This window comes from Amycolatopsis sp. A1MSW2902 (genome assembly GCF_017312175.1).
GTDB classification, from domain to species: domain Bacteria; phylum Actinomycetota; class Actinomycetes; order Mycobacteriales; family Pseudonocardiaceae; genus Amycolatopsis; species Amycolatopsis nivea.
The window spans coordinates 86,673-103,237 of the sequence record NZ_QJPO01000003.1 but is presented as its reverse complement, the minus strand read 5'-3'; the positions used below and the strand labels follow the sequence as shown (position 1 = coordinate 103,237).

The window sequence follows — 16,565 nt, the reverse complement described above, 5'->3', positions numbered from 1 at the left end:
GGCATCCAGCGGCTATTGGAGTTCAAGCTCCCGTTGGACTTCGATGGCGGTGCTGTCTCCTGTCTGAGCCAGTCGGTCGAGAAGACTGAGCAATCGTTCTTGATGACCTTCGCTCGCTGCCTTGTCCACTAGCAAAGCGAGGTGGAGCCACGTAGATGCCAGTTTCGACTGCCGGCTGATACGGGCGATGTCGTCGCCTAGGACCCGCAACACGATGCCGGTGCCAACAGGCTGGCGTAGCTTGTCGTACCGGCTGAGTGCGATGATCACATGGTCTGCCAAGCGTGGATGGTCCTCGAAGGCCTGCACCCAGCGGTCCAAGATGGCCAAGAGCGATTCGGATGGCCACGGTCGCCCAGCGTCCGGAATCGGCAGGAGCGCGCGGTCCAGATTTTGGACGTAGTGCGTGCGGGGCGGGTCAGGCTGTTCACGGAGGTCTCGGTTGGCTGGCAAGAGGTGATCGAAGACAACCGGCCAGTGCGTGCTGAAGACAACCTCTGCTCGCTCGACGGTGGTGGCGATTTCCGCCAATTTGGTGAGAAGGCCCGCGAGTTCTTCGGCGACGGGTGCGAAGCGGCTGAGGTAGCGGTTGAGCAGGTTGTGGTCGCCGTCCGCGACAAGTTCCGCGACATACTGGTCGATCCCATCGCGCCATTGTTCGATTCCGTCGTAATGCTTACGCGCGTAGCGGTCGGGCCACACTGACAGATCGTGGTCAACGAAGACGGACATCAGGGCGGTGGCTTCGTCGCCATGTCGGCAGGGAAGTCGTGAGGCTGTGGCAACGCCGGGCAGGACATCTGCTGCTTCGTCAAGGTCGAGCACATCGTCGTCGAGCGCGTCGCGCAGCGGTTCTGCCAACACGACGCGATCTCGCCTGTCGTTGTGCCATGGCCCCATGCCGGAATGCCGGGCCAGTTGAGTCAGTGTCTCCATTGCTATGTCGTGGGCATCAGGATGGTCGCCACACGGTTCGTTCAGCGCTTTCTGGAATCCGCGGACGAGCCGTTGCCGGACTTCTTCCGAGTCGACTGCGGCGAGGTGGCGGATCGCGCCCTCGATGCGTGGGAGGTCGACGATCGCGCGCAGCGAGTCCGTGGCAAGGACGTGGGTGAGTGCCGTGGCTGCTGATCGGTCGGCGCCGAGCGGCCACGCGCTTGATCGGTCAGTCGAGAGTGCGTCCGGATCTGGTTGCGGGGACTCGATCACATCGAGGAGCGCTGTCACGGCGGTCGTCAACAGGGCGGTTCCACCTGCTGTGATGATGGCTGCTGCAACCGCCGCACGGGCGTCGTCCGGAGAATTAACCGCTGTGTAGCTTTCGTCGCAGGCGTCGAGAGCTGCGAGCGTCTCGGTCAGTTCGGTCCACAGTGGTTCCGGTTGTTCGTCGCTTTTTCCGTCTCGGATCTGTACAGCTCGGGTGGTCAACGACGCGACGGTGAGGTTGAGCAGCGCACGGTTGCCCTCAGGTTGGAGGCCTTCCTCGATATCGTCCGGTACGTCGAGTCCGATGACGATTCCTTTGCCCCCGTCTGAACGGGAGACGGCAAGGGCGTCCCTTTGAAGGCTCAGCGCACGACGCCGCGCGATGAGCAGCGTCGGATGGTTCTTGGCTGGCTGTTCGCCCAGGACTGCTGCGAGTTCTTCCAGTGTCTTCTCAACCATTCGGTTCCCGACTGCGTGCAGCCGTTTCTGATCATCCGCGTCGCTCCTAGTGACAAGGGCGAGCGCGGCCTTGCTCGCCTCCCAGGACAGGCGTTCGTATCCCTTCAAGGGGTACGCCATCGGCTCGCGGACATGTCGAGCGTGTTCCATCTCCCACACCAGTGGTTGCTCGAGAAAAGCGTCCAGTTCGTGGGCAGTCTCTTCGAGTCGCTCAACGAGCAATGCGAGGGCGATCGGCACCACACCGAGACAGGTGCTCGTTCGCAGTACCTGGAGGGCCACGGAGCCGACGGCCCGCGTCGTTGTTTCGCCGATTGCCCATTCCGCGAGCGCCATAGCCGCCGACATCGCCGGATAGTCGCCGTTCCCCGTACGCCGGAACCAGGCCCAGGTCGTGGTCGTGCCGTGATGCGCGATCGGCTCGCCCTCCCGCCAAAGCGAGAGATTCAGTCGGAACGTCGGGTTAATCTCGTCGGATGTGCGCTCGACCGCAGTCCGGGCCGTGGAAGCCGCGTCGAGCACAGCACCGACGAGCCGGCGGCCGTGGCTGGATGAGCTGCGGAGGAGAGCGGCGAACGGACCGTAGTGCGGAGCCGCCAGGCCAACGTTGTCCGCCCGTCGGAAGACCTGCTCGTGGCCGCGAACGCCTTTGCGGAGTGCGGCGAAATTGCTCAGCGAGCCAGCGCTGCTGCGTCGGGTTTTTCGCACGGCAGCGGGCGGGGTGTCGGCGGGGTCGAGCGTCAGGCTTTGGTCGAGGTAGTAGCGGCCGGCGAGGAGCAGCAGCAGATCGGGGTTGGCAGCTGCGGCGGCCGCAGGCACTTCTGGATCTTCGACGATGACCCACAGTTCTCGGTTGTGCTCCTGGATGCGGTCGAACACCGCCTGAGCTTCGGGCGTGTGATGACGGCCGAGGAGAGCGAGGCTCGGCAGCACGGCTGCGAGGCGGTCACCGTAGACGTCGGACCCTGACCACGCCGCCACCGCCCGTGACAAGCCCGGTGGATTCGCGACGTGGTCCTCAAGCGACGCACCCGTCCGTATCGTCGCCATCAGCCATCGACGGACTACCTCAGCCGCAACCGTTGTGACTCGCTCAGGGACGCGGGTTCCGATTTCGGCGAGGAGGTTGACCACCGGGGCCGCCAGCAGCACGTCCAATTGGAGGTTGGTCTGGTCAGGCTCCGGTTCGGACGTGGTCGCGAAGCGGCAGACCACCTTCAGCAACTGGAAAAGCCGAGCACCGTCGTTCGTCAGGAACTCCGGCTCGAGTGCGCTCAAGACCGGCTGCGGATTGCCCATCGCGAGTACTGCTTCGTAGGGCAAGTCGCTCCACCGCTCGCCACCATGGCCGGCGAACGTGTCCGCGAACGCCACGATCTCGTTCCAGCACCTGACCGCGTCGGGCTCGTCGCTCAGGAGTGTTTGCAGCGCCAGACGCACGCTGCGGATCAGGCGACGCGGTCCGTCCGTTTGCGACAGCGGCTCCGACAGGTCGCCGTCGAGAAGCCACATGGCCAGTGTGTAGTCGAGCAGGATGTCGTGCGCGAACCGGTATCTCGTCCGATGCCGCACGAGGACGTCATCCGTGAGAAGTCCGTCGACAGCCGTACCGTCTGCGTTTCTGAGACCAGAACTAGCAGCGGCGTGTGCCGTGTCCTCCGCCAGTCGAAGGCAGGCGTCGGCGCGGGCGTGCGGAGTACCGCGGTCGGAACCACGCTCGCGCTCTTGCCGTACGACGTGCTTCCAGACGAGGCCCATCACGTCTTCCTCACCGAGCGGCCGGTCGGCGAGGGCTGCTCCCGTACGCACCAGCAAGTCAGCGAGATAGGGCCGGCGGAGAAGACGTTCGCTGCGCGCATTGCGCGTGAGCGGGAGCAGTTCGGGGAACGCCTCGACGATCTCTTCGACCTCGCGGTCTCCGAGATCCTTGACTTCGATCACCGCTGGAGCGGTGGGGAGGTGCTGGCGGACTGCGTCGACGGCGTCGGACCGCGTGGTCAGAACCACTGTCCACTCGGGTGCGCGCTCGGAGTCGAGCGGCACAGCCCGCAGCACCGCCTTGAGCAAGCGGCCGTAATCGACGAGCGCGTGTTCGGCACCGTCGATCATCAGGATCCTCGGCGCGGTTGTCGCGACCGCACGCAAGGCCTCGGCCAGATCAACTCCGAGTTCGGCATTGAGAGCGGCCAGCGGTTCGCGGCCATGACCCGCTAAGTCGACGACTACGGTCGTTGCCGCCGTTCCGACGTCCTTCACCGCCCGGCGGGCGAGAACCGACTTGCCGACCCCAGCCGGGCCGGCTACCAGCACCAGTTGGTTGGCGGAAATAGCGTCCTTGACCTGCTGCAACGCCGCGTGACGCGGCAGCGCCAGCTGTTGCCCAATCGCCCATTGCGTCGATTCCAGCTCAGCTTCAGTCGCTTTGCTCAGCTTGGCCCAGGCAGTTCTCTGCTTGGGCTCGACGGTCAGGGCGATACCGTGGCGAGCTAATGCGGCCCGGAGCATGGCTGGGTCGATCAGGGCGGCGTTCGGTCCCCAGCTGTCGACGAACTCGGCGATCCGGTCGAAGGCGGCCTTGGCGGTTTGGCCTTCCGGGAGAATGTCGGCTAGGCGGTTGAGCGCATTGAGCGTGTCCCGGCCGTCTTCGCCGACCTCGAACTGCCAGACATGCATGGCCTTGAGCATGGTGAACGTGAGCAGCCGGAAATCGGACGTAGTAAGCAACTTCCCGCGACTCAGCTGAGCCGCCGCGACCGCTTCGACCACTTTGTCGAAGCGGTCGCGCACGTCTTTGTTGACGGCGCCCGCCTTCAGAAGCGCCTCGAAGGAGACGAGAGTCGCGTGATCCCGCGCCAGTTCAGTCAGCCTTCGCAACTGGTCGACAGGCCCGGAAGGGGTAGTCGCGAGACCCAGCCGCAGTTGCTGGGCGGCGATCTCCTCTGAGCGGGCTTCGAGAGCGTCCTGACATTGCCGTAAGGCATCGACGAAAGCTTTGTCCGACGCCTGCGGCGACATCGTGCGCTTGACCTGGTACTCGACCCGCGCGGAATCGTGGTCGAGTGCGGCCTGCAGCACCAGGTCGTCGAGAGTGTTCCCCGCTTCCCTCCGTTGCAGCCCGACCGCGAGCACGGGCTGCGCCAGTCCGGCAAGCGCGTCGCCGCGGAGCAGCGCCACCATCGCGATGGTCGCCAGCCGGTACTCGTCGATCGTCCCGGCCCCGCCGCTTGCTTGGGGAGACACACCGGATGCGGTCCGGCTGCCTTTCGACGGGGCTGGTTGCTTTGCCGCTTCGCTCACATCGTCACATATCGGACTAGCGCAGGGCGACGCTACATCTCGATCAGGCCGCCGACACTCTGCGGCGCGGCCGCGGGGCCAGCCACGGTGACCGGTTGACCTGTCTGCACCCCGGGGAAGCCTTGCGTGCAGTCTGAGACGCACCCACGCGACTTTTTCAAGGAACCCCGGCTTCTTCAACACCACAGGGCGTGACGGCGCGTTCGTCTTCAGGTCACCGGCCTTCGATGCTCGCCGAGGGCCCTTCCGGCGATGAGGCGCGCAACGCGAGGTGCCCCCGTCCGAGTCGGTCTTCGGTGACTTTGAGGGTTCCAACGCCTTCGGCTCTCGTCAACGAGAGCCGAAGGCGTTCCTTCAGCGCCGAGAGGTGTCGGCGGCGTGTTCACGACCGGTGACTTTTACCGGGCCGGCGGTCAGGTCGGCGTTGAGCAGCCAGAGCGTGCTGCCGAGGACGGCGATGACCACGACGATCGCTGCGACTGCCCGGACTGTGTTCGGTGTGGAGGTGACGATCCTTTCCAGCAGTTGGAGTCCGTTTGTCGAAGCAGCAGGAGGTGTTGGCGCGGCGTCGCCTTCAGCTGACCTGGCGGTCATGTGGCCGTGATGGCGCGAGGTACGCGGGCTCACTCGTACCCCTGAAGGAACTTGACCGCCTGCTCGCGAATGCGCTTCAGCCGCTTGGAGACCGGGCTGTGGTTCCGGTAGCCGAGGATGCCGGCGACGTCTCCGAGGTTCGTGTGCCCGCTGGTGAGCAACACGACGATCTGGCGGCTGGTCGGGTCGAGCAGAGCGAGGAAATCGGCGGTCACGCAGTGACCGATGACTTCTGCCTCGGGCCCTTGCACGGGGATGGTGTCGGTCAGTTCGACAAACCTGATCTTGACCTTTGCCCGGGTGTGGTGGAGTTTACGCTCGAAGTCGATGCGCGCGTTCGACCATCGCTCGGAGAAGTCGTCCTCGACGCGGTTGGCGCGCACGGCTTCGATGATGCCGCGGAGCCGTCCGTCGGCATCGGCCGTGTCGACGGTCCGGTCCACGGTTTCGGCCGCCTCGGCTTCGCCCTGCCACAGGTCGGACCCCATTCGCGGGTTCGCCATGATGGCGTCCTCGAAGACCGTGCCGTCCACGAGCCGTGGTGCTTCCTCCTGGACGCCGTTGTCGACTGTGGGGAGGTCTCGCAAGATCTCCTGGATTACCTCGGTGACCGGCGGGATCCAGAAGTCGAGATTGTGGGCGAGGAGCCGGATGGGTTCGTGCTTGGCGAACGAGCTGATCGACGAACCGGAGTTGAGACGACGCCACACCGTCGCGCCCCAAGCCCGCGCGAGCCGGGATCCGAAGTCTTCGGGCAAGAACCTGTCCACGCGCGAGAAATCCGAGAGGGTCGGCCAGGTTCCGCGGCGCATCAGTGGCAGGCCGTACCGCTTGAGCGTCGCCTTCGGGATCAGGTGGAGCAGGGGCAGGTACTCGTAGTAGCGGGAGTGGGTGCGCGGAACGAAGACCACGTTGTGATCTCCGCGGTCGGCGACTGTTCGGATCGCCGGCGGCAGGTCCTCTTCGTCGAAGAGCCGCCTGCGGAACTGGGCCGCCTCCCACAGCAGGTTCCACTCCGCCAGGGCCACCGCCAGCTCCGGGTTCGTCGTGGAGTCCCGCAGTGGAACGCTCACATACTCGGGCGGCAACGGCTCGCTGGCACGAAGGACCGCGTCGTATAGAGAGCCTGCTGACATGTTCCAGCAGCGAGGGAAGTTCTCGGGGCCTGCCTGCTCATCGTTCTCGTCCAGCAGTGCAGCGTGGTCGTACCCAGTTTGTTCGGTTTCGGTCATGTTCATGTCCGCGGTGTCGGCAGTGCTCGGCATATCTGCCCCACGACACATCGCGCGCGTCTCGTTCCGTGTTGCCGGAAAGATTTCGCGGCTCAGGTCCTGCTGCGGCAGCTGGCCATAGGAAGAGCGGCGCTAGCCCCCGCCGCCTGGTGAACAGTGCACCGCCGCCGCGCCGCAGCCGGTGGGTGTTGGCGTAGTGCCGGGGTGACCCCGGTCACGACAGTGAACGGCGACACAACGTCTGGGCGAAAGAGCGAGGAACTCATGGAACGCGAGAACGCTGCGGTCGACGTCGTCGTGGTCGGGGCCGGTCTCTCCGGGCTTGTCGCGGCGCGGCGGCTCAGCCAGGCGGGCGTCACGTCCCTGCGAGTGCTCGAGGCACGGGACCGGGTCGGCGGGCGGACCAAGGTGCACCAGCTCGGGAACGGACGGCCGGTCGAGGAAGGCGGGCAGCTGGTCGGGCCGGAGTACCGGCGGCTCATCGCGCTGGGCGAGGAACTCGGGGTGCCGACCTGGCCGCACAACGAGCACGGGAAGGCCGTGTTCGAACGGCGCGGGCGGGTCATGAAATTCGACGGCTCGATGCCGTGGGCCGCGGATCCGCTGGGGTCGGCGGATTTCGCGCAGTCGTTGCTGCGCCTGGGCCGGTTGTGCAAGCGAGGTCCCGGCGACGACGCGCTGGCGACCCCGGAGGCGGAGAAACTGGACGCGCTCACGTTCGAGTCGTGGGTGCGCCGCAGCACCAAGACGGCGACGGCGCGGACGTTCTGGGCGATCATCGCGACGCTGACCCTGGGATCGCGGCCCGGCGACTTGTCCTTGCTGTTCGTCGTACGCCATCTGAACTCGATCGGCGGAGTGGAGACGCTTCTCGCGTCGTTGTCGGGCGGCGACGAGCGTTCGTTCACGGGCGGGTCGGCCGAGCTGAGCCACCGGATGGCCGCGGACCTCGGCGACCGGGTCGTCCTCGGGGCTCCGACCTTGGCGATCCGGCAGTACGACGACCGCGTCGAGATCGACACGCCCGCCGGTACCCATCGCGCGCGCCGGGTGGTCCTCGCGATGAGCCCGCCCGACCGCGCGGCCATCCGGATCGACCCGCAGCTGCCGCTCGCGCAGCGGACGATGGGCGAGCGGATGTCGATGGCGCACGCCTACAAGGTTCACGTCGTCTATCCCGAGCCGTTCTGGCGTCGCCAGGGGCTCAGCGGCGCGAGCATGAGCGACAGCGCGCCGTTGATGCTGACGTTCGACGACACTCCGCCGGGGGAGCGGCAGGGTGTCCTTGTCGGCTTCGCGCGCGGCGACGGAGGAGTCAGTGCGGATCTGCCGGACCCGATGCCCGACGACCCGGCCCGCCGTCGCGAGGCCGTTCTCGCGGGATTGGCTCGTGCGTTCGGCGAGCAGGCGCGGCATCCCGACGAGTACCACGAGATGAACTGGACCGAGGAGCGCTGGACGTCGGGCTGCGTCCCGATCTGGTCTCCCGGGCTCCTGACGACCTGCGGGCCGGGCTACGCCGCTGCGGCCGGGCGGCTGCACTTCGCCGGTTCGGAGGTTTCCCCGGTGTGGGCCGGCTCGATGGAGGGCGCGGTCGTGGCCGGGGAACGGGCGGCGGCGGAGGTCGCCGCCCTCATCGACGCGGAGGCAGCCGACCGGCCGGTCTCCGGGGAACAACCAGGCGGCCCGTCTCGCCAACCACGCGAGAACGGCGCCCGCCCGCACCGCCGAGCCCACGAGGTGCGTGCGGCTCGGTCCGAAAACTGACTACTGGAGACACGGATGACAGACCTCAACGACGTGGTCGGCGCGCCGGAGAGAATCGCGGCGGGCAGGGCTCCGGCGCGGTGGGCGCTCATCGTCGTGGCCGGGTTCCTCGGGACCGTGACGAATGCGATCGCGTTCATGCTGCCGCCCTTGCTGCCGGACATGCAGGCGCAGTACCACCTCGGCGTCGCGTCCGGGGCATGGGTTTTCACTGCGATGACCTTGGCCTCGGGAGCGGGCTTCGTGCTCATTCCGCGGTTGTCGGATTTGCGCGGGGACCGCACGACGGCGCTGGCCTCGGGCGTCCTGATGACGGTCGGCGCTCTGCTCGCCGCGATCGGCCAGACGTACGCGACTCTGGTGGCCGGGGCCGCGCTGATGGGCTTGGGCAGCGGTTCGATGCTGCTTCCGCTCGTGTTCCTGCGACGGCTGCTGCCGGGGAGCGCGATCGGAGTCGCCGTGCGCGTGTCGATCATCGCGAGCGGAATCGGCGTGGTGCTGGGCCTGACCGGCGGCGGAGTGCTGGTCAAGTACTTCTCCGTCGACACGTTCTTCTCCGCGATGGCGGTAGTGCTGGCGCTGACGACTGTCGCCCTCGTGACGATTCTCCCGTCGGAACGGGCCGCGGGCCGCGGCCGCATGGGCGTGTTCGGGACAGTGTGGATGATCGGGTGGCTCGGACTGGTTCTTCTCGCCCTTTCGCAGGGCGCGGTCTGGACCGGGAGCCTTCCCTACCTTCTGCTGGCGGCGGGGCTTCTCGCCGGGGTGGTCTGGGCCGTAGCGGAACGGCGGTCCTCGAAGGCGGTCTTCGACGTCGCTCTGCTGAAGAAACCCTACGTTTCCACCTCGTGCCTGGCGGTCGGGCTTTTCGGCGCGACGGACGGCGCGTTGTTGTTGCTGGTGACCTATTACACGCAAACCCCGGCTGAAGCGGGATACGGCTTCGGATACGACGCGTTGAAGGCGAGCTTGCTGATGTTGCCGTTCGCGTTGTCGATGTTCGCCAGCGGGACCGCGGCCGAGAAGTTCGTCGGAAAAGGCAAGCCCGGAGTCGTGCTCGTGTTCGGTGCTCTCGTGTCGGCGGCCGGTTTCCTGTGGCTCGCCGTGGCGCACGACCAGCCGTGGCATTACCTCGTCGGTTCCGCGATCATCGGCCTCGGCAGCCGCGCCGGATACAGCGGCGGGTTCGCGGTTCCGCAATACGCCGTCCCGGAGGACAAAGCAGGCATGGCGTCGGGCATGGGCGGTACCGCGATGGCCATCGGGTTCGCGTTCGGTTCCGCGGTGATCACCGCCGTGCTCGGGTCCGGCACCGACGCGGCCACGGGGTTGCCGAAGGAATCCCTTTACACCACCGGCTATGTCGTGGCTGTGGCGATGTCCGCGGCGGTTCTCGTCGCGACGGGTGTGTCGAGGCTGCGCCATCCGCGCGGGATCGAAATTTGCCCCGCGACAGTCTGAACGCGACCCGAGGGGGTGCATCCCGGCCGAGCCGAGGTGCACCCCCTTGCTTGTCAGCCAGCGACTTCCTCGACGACGACTTCGACCACGTCAGCCGGACGCTCGTTGCCGGGGACCTCACGCGCGTGCTGCGCCAGATCGGCGAAGAACGCGCGGGCGTCGACGACCTCGGGCCCGTGGACGCCCGGCTGGTCGACCTGGCCGCGAGCCGTCATGAGCGTGGCCACGGCCAGCGGAATGCCGGTCATCGTGCCCATGCTGTCGTCAGGAACCACGAGCGGACGGGCTCCGGCGCGGACCCGCTTGCCGTTCTTCGTTCCCTCCGCGACGGCGAAGAGCACCGGCAGCGACGGTGCGGGCCCCGCTGCGGAACCCATCGTGCCCGGCTCGAGAACCAGGGCTTGGCTCGCCGCGGCGACGTCGAGTTCGCCGGCGCGGACCCGGTTCGCGGTGCGGATCACCGCCTCCATCAACCGCGGCCGAGACGTCATGAGGTTGAGGGATTCCCTTACGCCGCTTCGGGAACGGGGGAGGGTCAGGGGTTCGGGATGACCGCACACCCACACCTGCGCCGCGCCCCAGCCCGGATAGCTGAGCATGCGCTCCTCGAGCGGCTGAGTGTCGGCGAGACCTCCGTCGCGCCACGCCGTGATCGTCGCCGTGCAGTTGTGCACCCAGTGCTCGACCGCCGCGGACGACCGCACGCTGTCGTCGACCTCAGCGCGCTGGAAACCCGATGCGCGCCAAGAAGTGTAGACAGCGTCGACCTCGTCGCATTCGTTCATCGCCAGCACCCCGAGCAGGTTGCTGATGCCGGGGCTCGCGCCGACCCCGATCACCGCGGTGATGCCGGCTTCCCGTGCGGCGGCGTCGAGTTCGAGCATTTCGAGTGTCGGCTCGAAGTCGTCGCAGATGTCGAGATAATGCGTTCCCGTCGCGATCGCGGCGCGCAGCACGAGCGGGCCGAACCGGTAGAACGGGCCCGCGGTGTTGAGCACGATGTCGACATCGGACAGCGCGCCGGCGAGCCCGGCCGCGTCGGAGATGTCCAGCGCGAGCGGCTTCGCCCGATCCCCGAGCACGTCCGCCAGCGCCTTGGCGGCGGCCTCGTTCCGGTCGGCGACGAGGACTTCGGCGACTTCCTCGGCTCCGGCCAGTACGCGACAGGCGTGCGCGCCCATCTCGCCCGCGCCGCCCGTGACGAGAATTCGTTTTCCAGTGCGGTGTTCAGCAACCATGGTGAACTTCAACCTCCTGTTTGGACAGCGAGAATCCGGTGCTCACGCGGCGATGTCCGCGCTGAGTGCGTCTCGTTCGGCGGTGGTGAACGGCCGAGAGCGGCGCATTTCGACGTCCCAGGCGACGAGAGTCGCGTCGGAGCGATTGCACACGGTGCCCGCGGCGTCGCAGAGCAGTTCCGTGAGATCGACGCTCGAACGGCCCACCCGGATCGGCCGGAGCGCGACCTTGAGCGGGGCGTCCTCTTCGAGGATCTCCTTGAGGTACTGCATCCGTTGTGCGGCGACGACATAGGCGGGGGAGCGCGTCCGCCAGCGGTCGCGCAGGTAGTCCACCCGCGCCAGTTCGAACGCCTTCGGGTAGACAGCGGCGGTCAGGTGCCCCAGATAGTCGAAATCGGACGACCACGGGTGCACTGTCGTCGTCCAGGTCATGGCGAGTTCCCGGTCATCGCGACCTCCACGGGTCTTGACAGCGGATGGACGAGAACTGTTCTATATCAAACGTCTGAAATAAGAAACCCCCGACGACTGAAGGGATCTCTTCGTGAACGACGTCAGCAGGTCCCGCCCTCGCGTCAGCCCCGTTGACGATCTGCTGTGCGCGGTCGCCCAGGACGCGGACCGCTCGCTGCTGCGGTGGCGCGGGGAGATCCTTTCCGTGGGCGAGCTGGCCGATCGGGCGCGCCGCGTGGCAGCGGCACTGCGGAGCCGCGGGGTGTCGGCTGGGGATCGCGTCGCACTGGTGAGCGGCAACTCGTTCGACCGGGCCGCGTGGATGTTCGGCATCTGGTGGCTCGGCGCGGTCGAGGTTTCGGTCAACGTCGAACTGCGCGGGCCGATGCTGGCGCACGTCCTGACCGACTCGGATCCGGCGCTGATCGCGTTTCAGGACGATTGCCTGGGGCAGGTGCGCGAGGCAGTGTCCGGCGACGTCCTGCCGATGAGCGAGCTGGCCGAGGCCCCGGTCGGCGACGCGGTGCGGGACGAACTCGACGCGGCACAACGGGATTTCGGTCCCGGCGACCTCGCGACCATCCTTTACACGTCGGGGACGACGGGACCGGCCAAAGGCGTCATGCTCCCGCGCGCGTACTTCTCGAACCTCGCCGAGATCTGGATCGGCCGGCTCGGCCTCACGGCCGACGACATCGGGTACTTCCCGCTGCCGTTCTTCCACGTCGACGGGCACGTCAAGCTCACCGCGTGTCTGCAGTCGGGCAGTTCGATGGCCTTCCGCGAACGGTTTTCCGCCAGCGAATACTTCGCCGACGTCCGCCGGTTCGGCGCGACCTGGGCGTCCGGGGTCGGAGCGATGCTGTCGATCCTGGCGCAGGGGGAGCTGCCCGAACCGGGCTCGCATCGCCTGACCAGGATGATCGGCGCGCCGATTCCGCGGATCGCCTACGAGGCGTTCGAGGACCGGCTCGGCATCCCCGTGCTCACGCTCTTCGGCCAGACCGAATGCGACGGCATCGCGATGGACAGCGTCGAGCAGCGGCGGAGAGGTGCGGCGGGACGTCCGCACGACGCGATCGAGGTGCAAGTGGTGGACGAGAACGACCGCCCACTGCCCGCAGGTGAGTCGGGGGAGGTCGTCTACCGGCCGCGGCATCCCTATTTCACCGCTCTCGGCTACTGGCGGCGGCCCGAGGCGACGGTCGAGGCCTGGCGCAATTTGTGGTTCCACACCGGCGATTCCGGCCATCTCGATACCGACGGATTCCTGTATTTCGACGGTCGCCGGACGGACAGCTTCCGCCGGCGCGGCGAGAACATCTCGGTCTGGGAGCTGGAGCACAGCCTGAACATGGCCGGCGGCGTCCGGGAGTGCGTCGCCGTCGCGGTGCGCGACGAGCACGGCGGCGAGGACGAGATCAAGGTCTTCGTCGTCCCGGACGGCGAAGACCTCGTGCTGGAGGAGTTCGTGGAGCACTGCCGCGCGGTGCTTCCCCGGTTCGCGATGCCGAGATACCTGACCGTCACCGACGGCGCCGAGTTCGTCCGCAGCGCCGGGACCGGCGTGGTCCAGAAACATCTGCTGTCCCGCGACATCACGTCGCCTGAGGTCGTGGAGGTGCCGCGATGAGCACAACCGGAGGATTCAGCTGGTCGGACGCACTGGACGAGTTCGAGGTCCGCCGCGCGCAGGCCCGCGAGCTCGGCGGCGAACGTCGGGTCGCGAGGCAGAAGAACCAGGGCCGGTACACGATCCGCGAGCGCATCGACGCGATTTCCGAGCGCTTCAGCGAGATCGGCGAGTTCGCGGTCTTCGAGGAGCACGACGCGCTCGGCAACCGGTTGGGCACCCTGTCGTCGAGCTACGTCTGCGGCCTGGCCAAAGTGGACGGTCGCTCGGTCGCGCTCGGCGGGGAGGACTTCACCGTGCGCGCGGGGGCGCCGCAGAGCTACCTCGACCGGATGAAGGGCGGGATGGGCGGCTTCGTCGAGGATCTCGCCCACGAGTACAAGATCCCGCTGCTGATGTTCGTGGAAGGCATCGGCGGAGATGTCTCGGCCCAGGAGGACAAAGGACACACTTACCTCACCAGTTCCCTGAGCTGGACCCGTTCCTTCGAGCTGCTCGACGAAGTGCCGGTCTTGACGATGGTGAGCGGCGCCGCGGTCGGCGGCAGCGCGGCGCGGGCGGTGGCCAGTCACTTTTCCGTGATGACGAAGGATTCCGTGCTCTTCGCCGGAGGCCCGCCGCTCGTGCGACGCGCGCTGGGCATCGAGATCGACAAACACGAACTGGGTGGCGGTCCCGTCGCGACCGCGTGCGGTGCCGTTGACAACCTGGCGCGGGACGAGGACGACGCGATGGCTCAGCTGCGCACGGTGCTGAGCTATCTGCCGCAGAACGTCTGGCAGCTCCCGGAGCGCACGGCCTGCGACGACCCCGTCGACCGTCGTGCGACTGAACTTCTCGACATCATCCCGGAGAACAGGCGGCAGGCGTACCGCGCGGCCAAGGTGGTCAAGGCTGTGGTGGACCGGGACTCGTTCTTCGAGATCGGTTCCCGCTGGGGCAAGAGCCTGGTCAGTGGACTGGCCCGGATCGACGGGATGCCGATCGGCGTCCTGGCGAGCAACCCGCAGCATCTCGGCGGGGCGATGGACGCCGCCGCGGCCGAGAAACAGGTGCGGCTGATGAACCTCTGCACCACCTTCCACCTCCCGGTCCTCTATTTCGTCGACGTCCCCGGCTTCATGGTCGGTCCGCAGGCGGAGCGCGCCAACGTCATGCGCTGGGGCGTGCGCGCGATCCAGTCGGTGGTCGAGGCGACCGTCCCGATCATCACGGTGCAGGTGCGCAAGGCGTACGGCCTCGCCGTTTCGGCGACCTCGAACCCCGACCGGCTCGGGCTGCGCCTGGCGTGGCCGAGCGGCGAATGGGGCGACCTTCCGATCGAAGGCGGCGTCGAAGCGGCCTACCGGCGCGAGATCGAAGCGGCGGACGACCCCGCCGCGATGCGAGCACGGATCGAGGACCGCATGCGCTCGCTCGTCGATCCGTGGCGGACCGTCGAAGCGTTCGGCGTGGAGCACATGATCGATCCGCGCGAGACCCGCGAGGTTGTCGCTTCGTTCCTCGAGGCCAGCCAAGACGCACTCGCTGTACAGAAAAGGAAGAAAGCATGAACGAGATCGTCGCCGACTGCGCGGCTTCAGTGTGGAAAATCGTGGTGACGCCGGGAGACCGGGTCAGCGAGGGCGACGTGCTGCTCGTCCTCGAATCGATGAAGATGGAGATCCCGGTCGAGGCGGAGGACGACGGCGTCGTGGCGAAAATCCACGTCGCCGAGGGTGCCATCGTCTCCGACGGCGACGTGCTCGTGACGCTGGAGGACTGATCCGTGTTCGGCAAAGTCCTTGTCGCCAACCGAGGCGAGATCGCGGTCCGGGTCATGAAGACGTTGCGGCGCTTGGGCATCGCGAGCGTCGCGGTCCATTCCGACGTCGACGCGGGCAGTCTGCACGTCCGTACGGCCGACGAAAGCGTGCTGATCGGCGCGGCGCCGGTGGCCGACAGTTACCTGCGGATCGACCGCGTCATCGAGGCCGCGCTGTCCACCGGGGCCCAGGCGATCCATCCCGGCTACGGCCTGCTGTCGGAGAATCCGGAGTTCGCTCGGGCCTGCGCGGCGGCCGGGCTGGTATTCATCGGCCCGAGCCCGGAATCGATGGAGATGATGTCGTCGAAAATCCGGGCGCGCGAGACCGTCTCGGCGGCCGGCGTTCCCGTGGTGCCCGGCTGCGCCGAGCCGGTCCACCCCGGGCCGAAAGCGTTCGCGATCGCGGCGGCAATCGGCTATCCCGTCGCGGCGAAAGCGGCGAGCGGCGGTGGCGGCAAAGGGTTTCGCGTGGCGAACGGTCCCGGCGAACTCGCGGCCGCGGTCGAAGGCGCGGCAGGGGAGGGGCAGCGGTTTTTCGGCGACGGCACGGTTTACCTGGAGCGCTATCTGGACAACCCGCGACACGTCGAGGTGCAGATCATCGCCGACACGCACGGCAACGCGGTCCACCTTTTCGAACGCGACTGTTCTGTCCAGCGTCGGCACCAGAAGCTGGTCGAGGAGGCACCCTGCCCGCTGCTGACCGAGGCCCAGCGCGCGCACCTGGGCGAGGTCGCGGTCCGAGCCGCGCGAGCCGCGGACTACTTCTCGCTCGGCACCGTCGAGGGGCTGCTCGTCGGGGACGACTTCTACTTCCTCGAAATGAACACCCGCATCCAGGTCGAGCACCCCGTCACCGAACTTGTCACCGGTCTCGACCTGGTGGAGGAGCAGCTTCGCGTCGCGGCCGGGGAACCGCTCGGCTTCGCCCAGCCCGACGTGCGGATCACCGGTCACGCCATCGAATGCCGGATCAACGCCGAATCGGCCGCCAAGAATTTTCGTCCCGGCCCCGGCCGGATCGACCGGTTCGTCGCACCGTCCGGCGACGGCGTCCGGGTGGACGCCGGGGTCGCGGACGGCGACGACGTCCACCCCTACTACGACCCGATGATCGCCAAAGTGATCACCTGGGCTGAAGACCGCCGCACAGCGACCGCCGCGATGCGCAAGGCCCTCGACGCGACTGTGGTCTCCGGAATCCCGACGTTGCTTCCCTTCCACCGCGCGCTGCTGGCTAGCGGCGAATGGGAGCGGGCGAGCACCTGCCGCGAACTGGTAGCGGACCGCTCCTGGCTGAAGTCCACCGACGCCTGGGCGTGACGGTGCACTGTGCACCGCCGCGGCTGCGCGGACACCCCAGATCTGTGTGGCGTGCGCCGCCGCCGATGTCGAACCATAGGCACCGCGCCCGG

The 16,565-nt window shown here is 67.4% G+C and carries 11 protein-coding genes; 6 read left to right on the top strand and 5 right to left on the bottom strand.

Going from position 1 to position 16,565, the window contains the following annotated elements:
- Positions 1–12: 12 nt before the first annotated feature.
- The 3 genes from DMP23_RS43620 to DMP23_RS43610 all read right to left on the bottom strand — a co-directional run bounded on the left by DMP23_RS43620 (position 13) and on the right by DMP23_RS43610 (position 6,821).
- Entirely contained in the window at positions 13–4,962 is a 4,950-nt protein-coding gene (locus DMP23_RS43620) for a hypothetical protein (protein WP_337824679.1), read from the bottom strand.
- 354 nt (positions 4,963–5,316) lie between these two features.
- The gene (locus DMP23_RS43615) at positions 5,317–5,589 is read right to left on the bottom strand and encodes a hypothetical protein (RefSeq protein WP_337824678.1); all 273 of its coding nucleotides are present in this window, start codon (positions 5,587–5,589) and stop codon (positions 5,317–5,319) included.
- Complete coding sequence (locus tag DMP23_RS43610; protein WP_337824677.1) at positions 5,586–6,821, bottom strand: sigma-70 family RNA polymerase sigma factor; 1,236 nt, start codon at positions 6,819–6,821, stop codon at positions 5,586–5,588. Before DMP23_RS43610 ends, DMP23_RS43615 begins: the two co-directional genes overlap by 4 nt.
- Positions 6,822–7,052: 231 nt before the next feature.
- On the opposite strand from DMP23_RS43610, the gene DMP23_RS43605 reads away from it, so the two are divergent.
- A complete protein-coding gene (locus DMP23_RS43605; RefSeq protein WP_337824676.1) occupies positions 7,053–8,555 on the top strand; it encodes a flavin monoamine oxidase family protein in 1,503 nt (500 codons plus the stop codon).
- Positions 8,556–8,570: 15 nt separating this feature from the next.
- Positions 8,571–10,016, top strand: a complete 1,446-nt coding sequence (locus tag DMP23_RS43600) for an MFS transporter (RefSeq protein ID WP_337824675.1) — start codon at positions 8,571–8,573, stop codon at positions 10,014–10,016.
- A 53-nt stretch (positions 10,017–10,069) separates the two neighbouring features.
- Here the strand turns inward: DMP23_RS43600 and DMP23_RS43595 are convergent, their stop codons facing one another.
- A complete protein-coding gene (locus DMP23_RS43595; protein ID WP_337824674.1) occupies positions 10,070–11,254 on the bottom strand; it encodes a saccharopine dehydrogenase family protein in 1,185 nt (394 codons plus the stop codon).
- 42 nt (positions 11,255–11,296) lie between these two features.
- Positions 11,297–11,689 carry an acyl-CoA thioesterase gene (locus DMP23_RS43590; protein WP_337824673.1) on the bottom strand — a complete coding sequence of 131 codons (393 nt, stop codon included), beginning with the start codon at positions 11,687–11,689 and terminating at the stop codon, positions 11,297–11,299.
- Between the two features lie 112 nt (positions 11,690–11,801).
- On the opposite strand from DMP23_RS43590, the gene DMP23_RS43585 reads away from it, so the two are divergent.
- The 4 genes from DMP23_RS43585 to DMP23_RS43570 are packed head-to-tail and all read left to right on the top strand — an operon-like array spanning position 11,802 to position 16,473.
- Positions 11,802–13,343: an AMP-binding protein gene (locus tag DMP23_RS43585; protein ID WP_337824672.1), complete on the top strand. Its 1,542-nt coding sequence runs from the start codon at positions 11,802–11,804 to the stop codon at positions 13,341–13,343.
- Positions 13,340–14,896, top strand: coding sequence for an acyl-CoA carboxylase subunit beta (locus tag DMP23_RS43580; protein WP_337824671.1), 1,557 nt, complete (start codon positions 13,340–13,342; stop codon positions 14,894–14,896). The genes DMP23_RS43585 and DMP23_RS43580 overlap by 4 nt, the downstream gene beginning before the upstream one ends.
- A complete protein-coding gene (locus tag DMP23_RS43575) occupies positions 14,893–15,108 on the top strand; it encodes a biotin/lipoyl-binding carrier protein (RefSeq protein ID WP_337824670.1) in 216 nt (71 codons plus the stop codon). The genes DMP23_RS43580 and DMP23_RS43575 overlap by 4 nt, the downstream gene beginning before the upstream one ends.
- Before the next feature lie 3 nt (positions 15,109–15,111).
- Positions 15,112–16,473 carry an acetyl-CoA carboxylase biotin carboxylase subunit gene (locus DMP23_RS43570; RefSeq protein WP_337824669.1) on the top strand — a complete coding sequence of 454 codons (1,362 nt, stop codon included), beginning with the start codon at positions 15,112–15,114 and terminating at the stop codon, positions 16,471–16,473.
- Positions 16,474–16,565 lie beyond the last annotated feature (92 nt).

What these genes read in the sequence shown, in the direction of transcription:
- DMP23_RS43610 (WP_337824677.1), bottom strand. Translation starts at nt 6,821, where the DNA reads ATGCCGAGCACTGCCGACACCGCGGACATGAACATGACCGAAACCGAA.
- DMP23_RS43605 (WP_337824676.1), top strand. Translation starts at nt 7,053, where the DNA reads ATGGAACGCGAGAACGCTGCGGTCGACGTCGTCGTGGTCGGGGCCGGT.
- DMP23_RS43600 (WP_337824675.1), top strand. Translation starts at nt 8,571, where the DNA reads ATGACAGACCTCAACGACGTGGTCGGCGCGCCGGAGAGAATCGCGGCG.
- DMP23_RS43595 (WP_337824674.1), bottom strand. Translation starts at nt 11,254, where the DNA reads ATGGTTGCTGAACACCGCACTGGAAAACGAATTCTCGTCACGGGCGGC.
- DMP23_RS43590 (WP_337824673.1), bottom strand. Translation starts at nt 11,689, where the DNA reads ATGACCTGGACGACGACAGTGCACCCGTGGTCGTCCGATTTCGACTAT.
- DMP23_RS43580 (WP_337824671.1), top strand. Translation starts at nt 13,340, where the DNA reads ATGAGCACAACCGGAGGATTCAGCTGGTCGGACGCACTGGACGAGTTC.
- DMP23_RS43575 (WP_337824670.1), top strand. Translation starts at nt 14,893, where the DNA reads ATGAACGAGATCGTCGCCGACTGCGCGGCTTCAGTGTGGAAAATCGTG.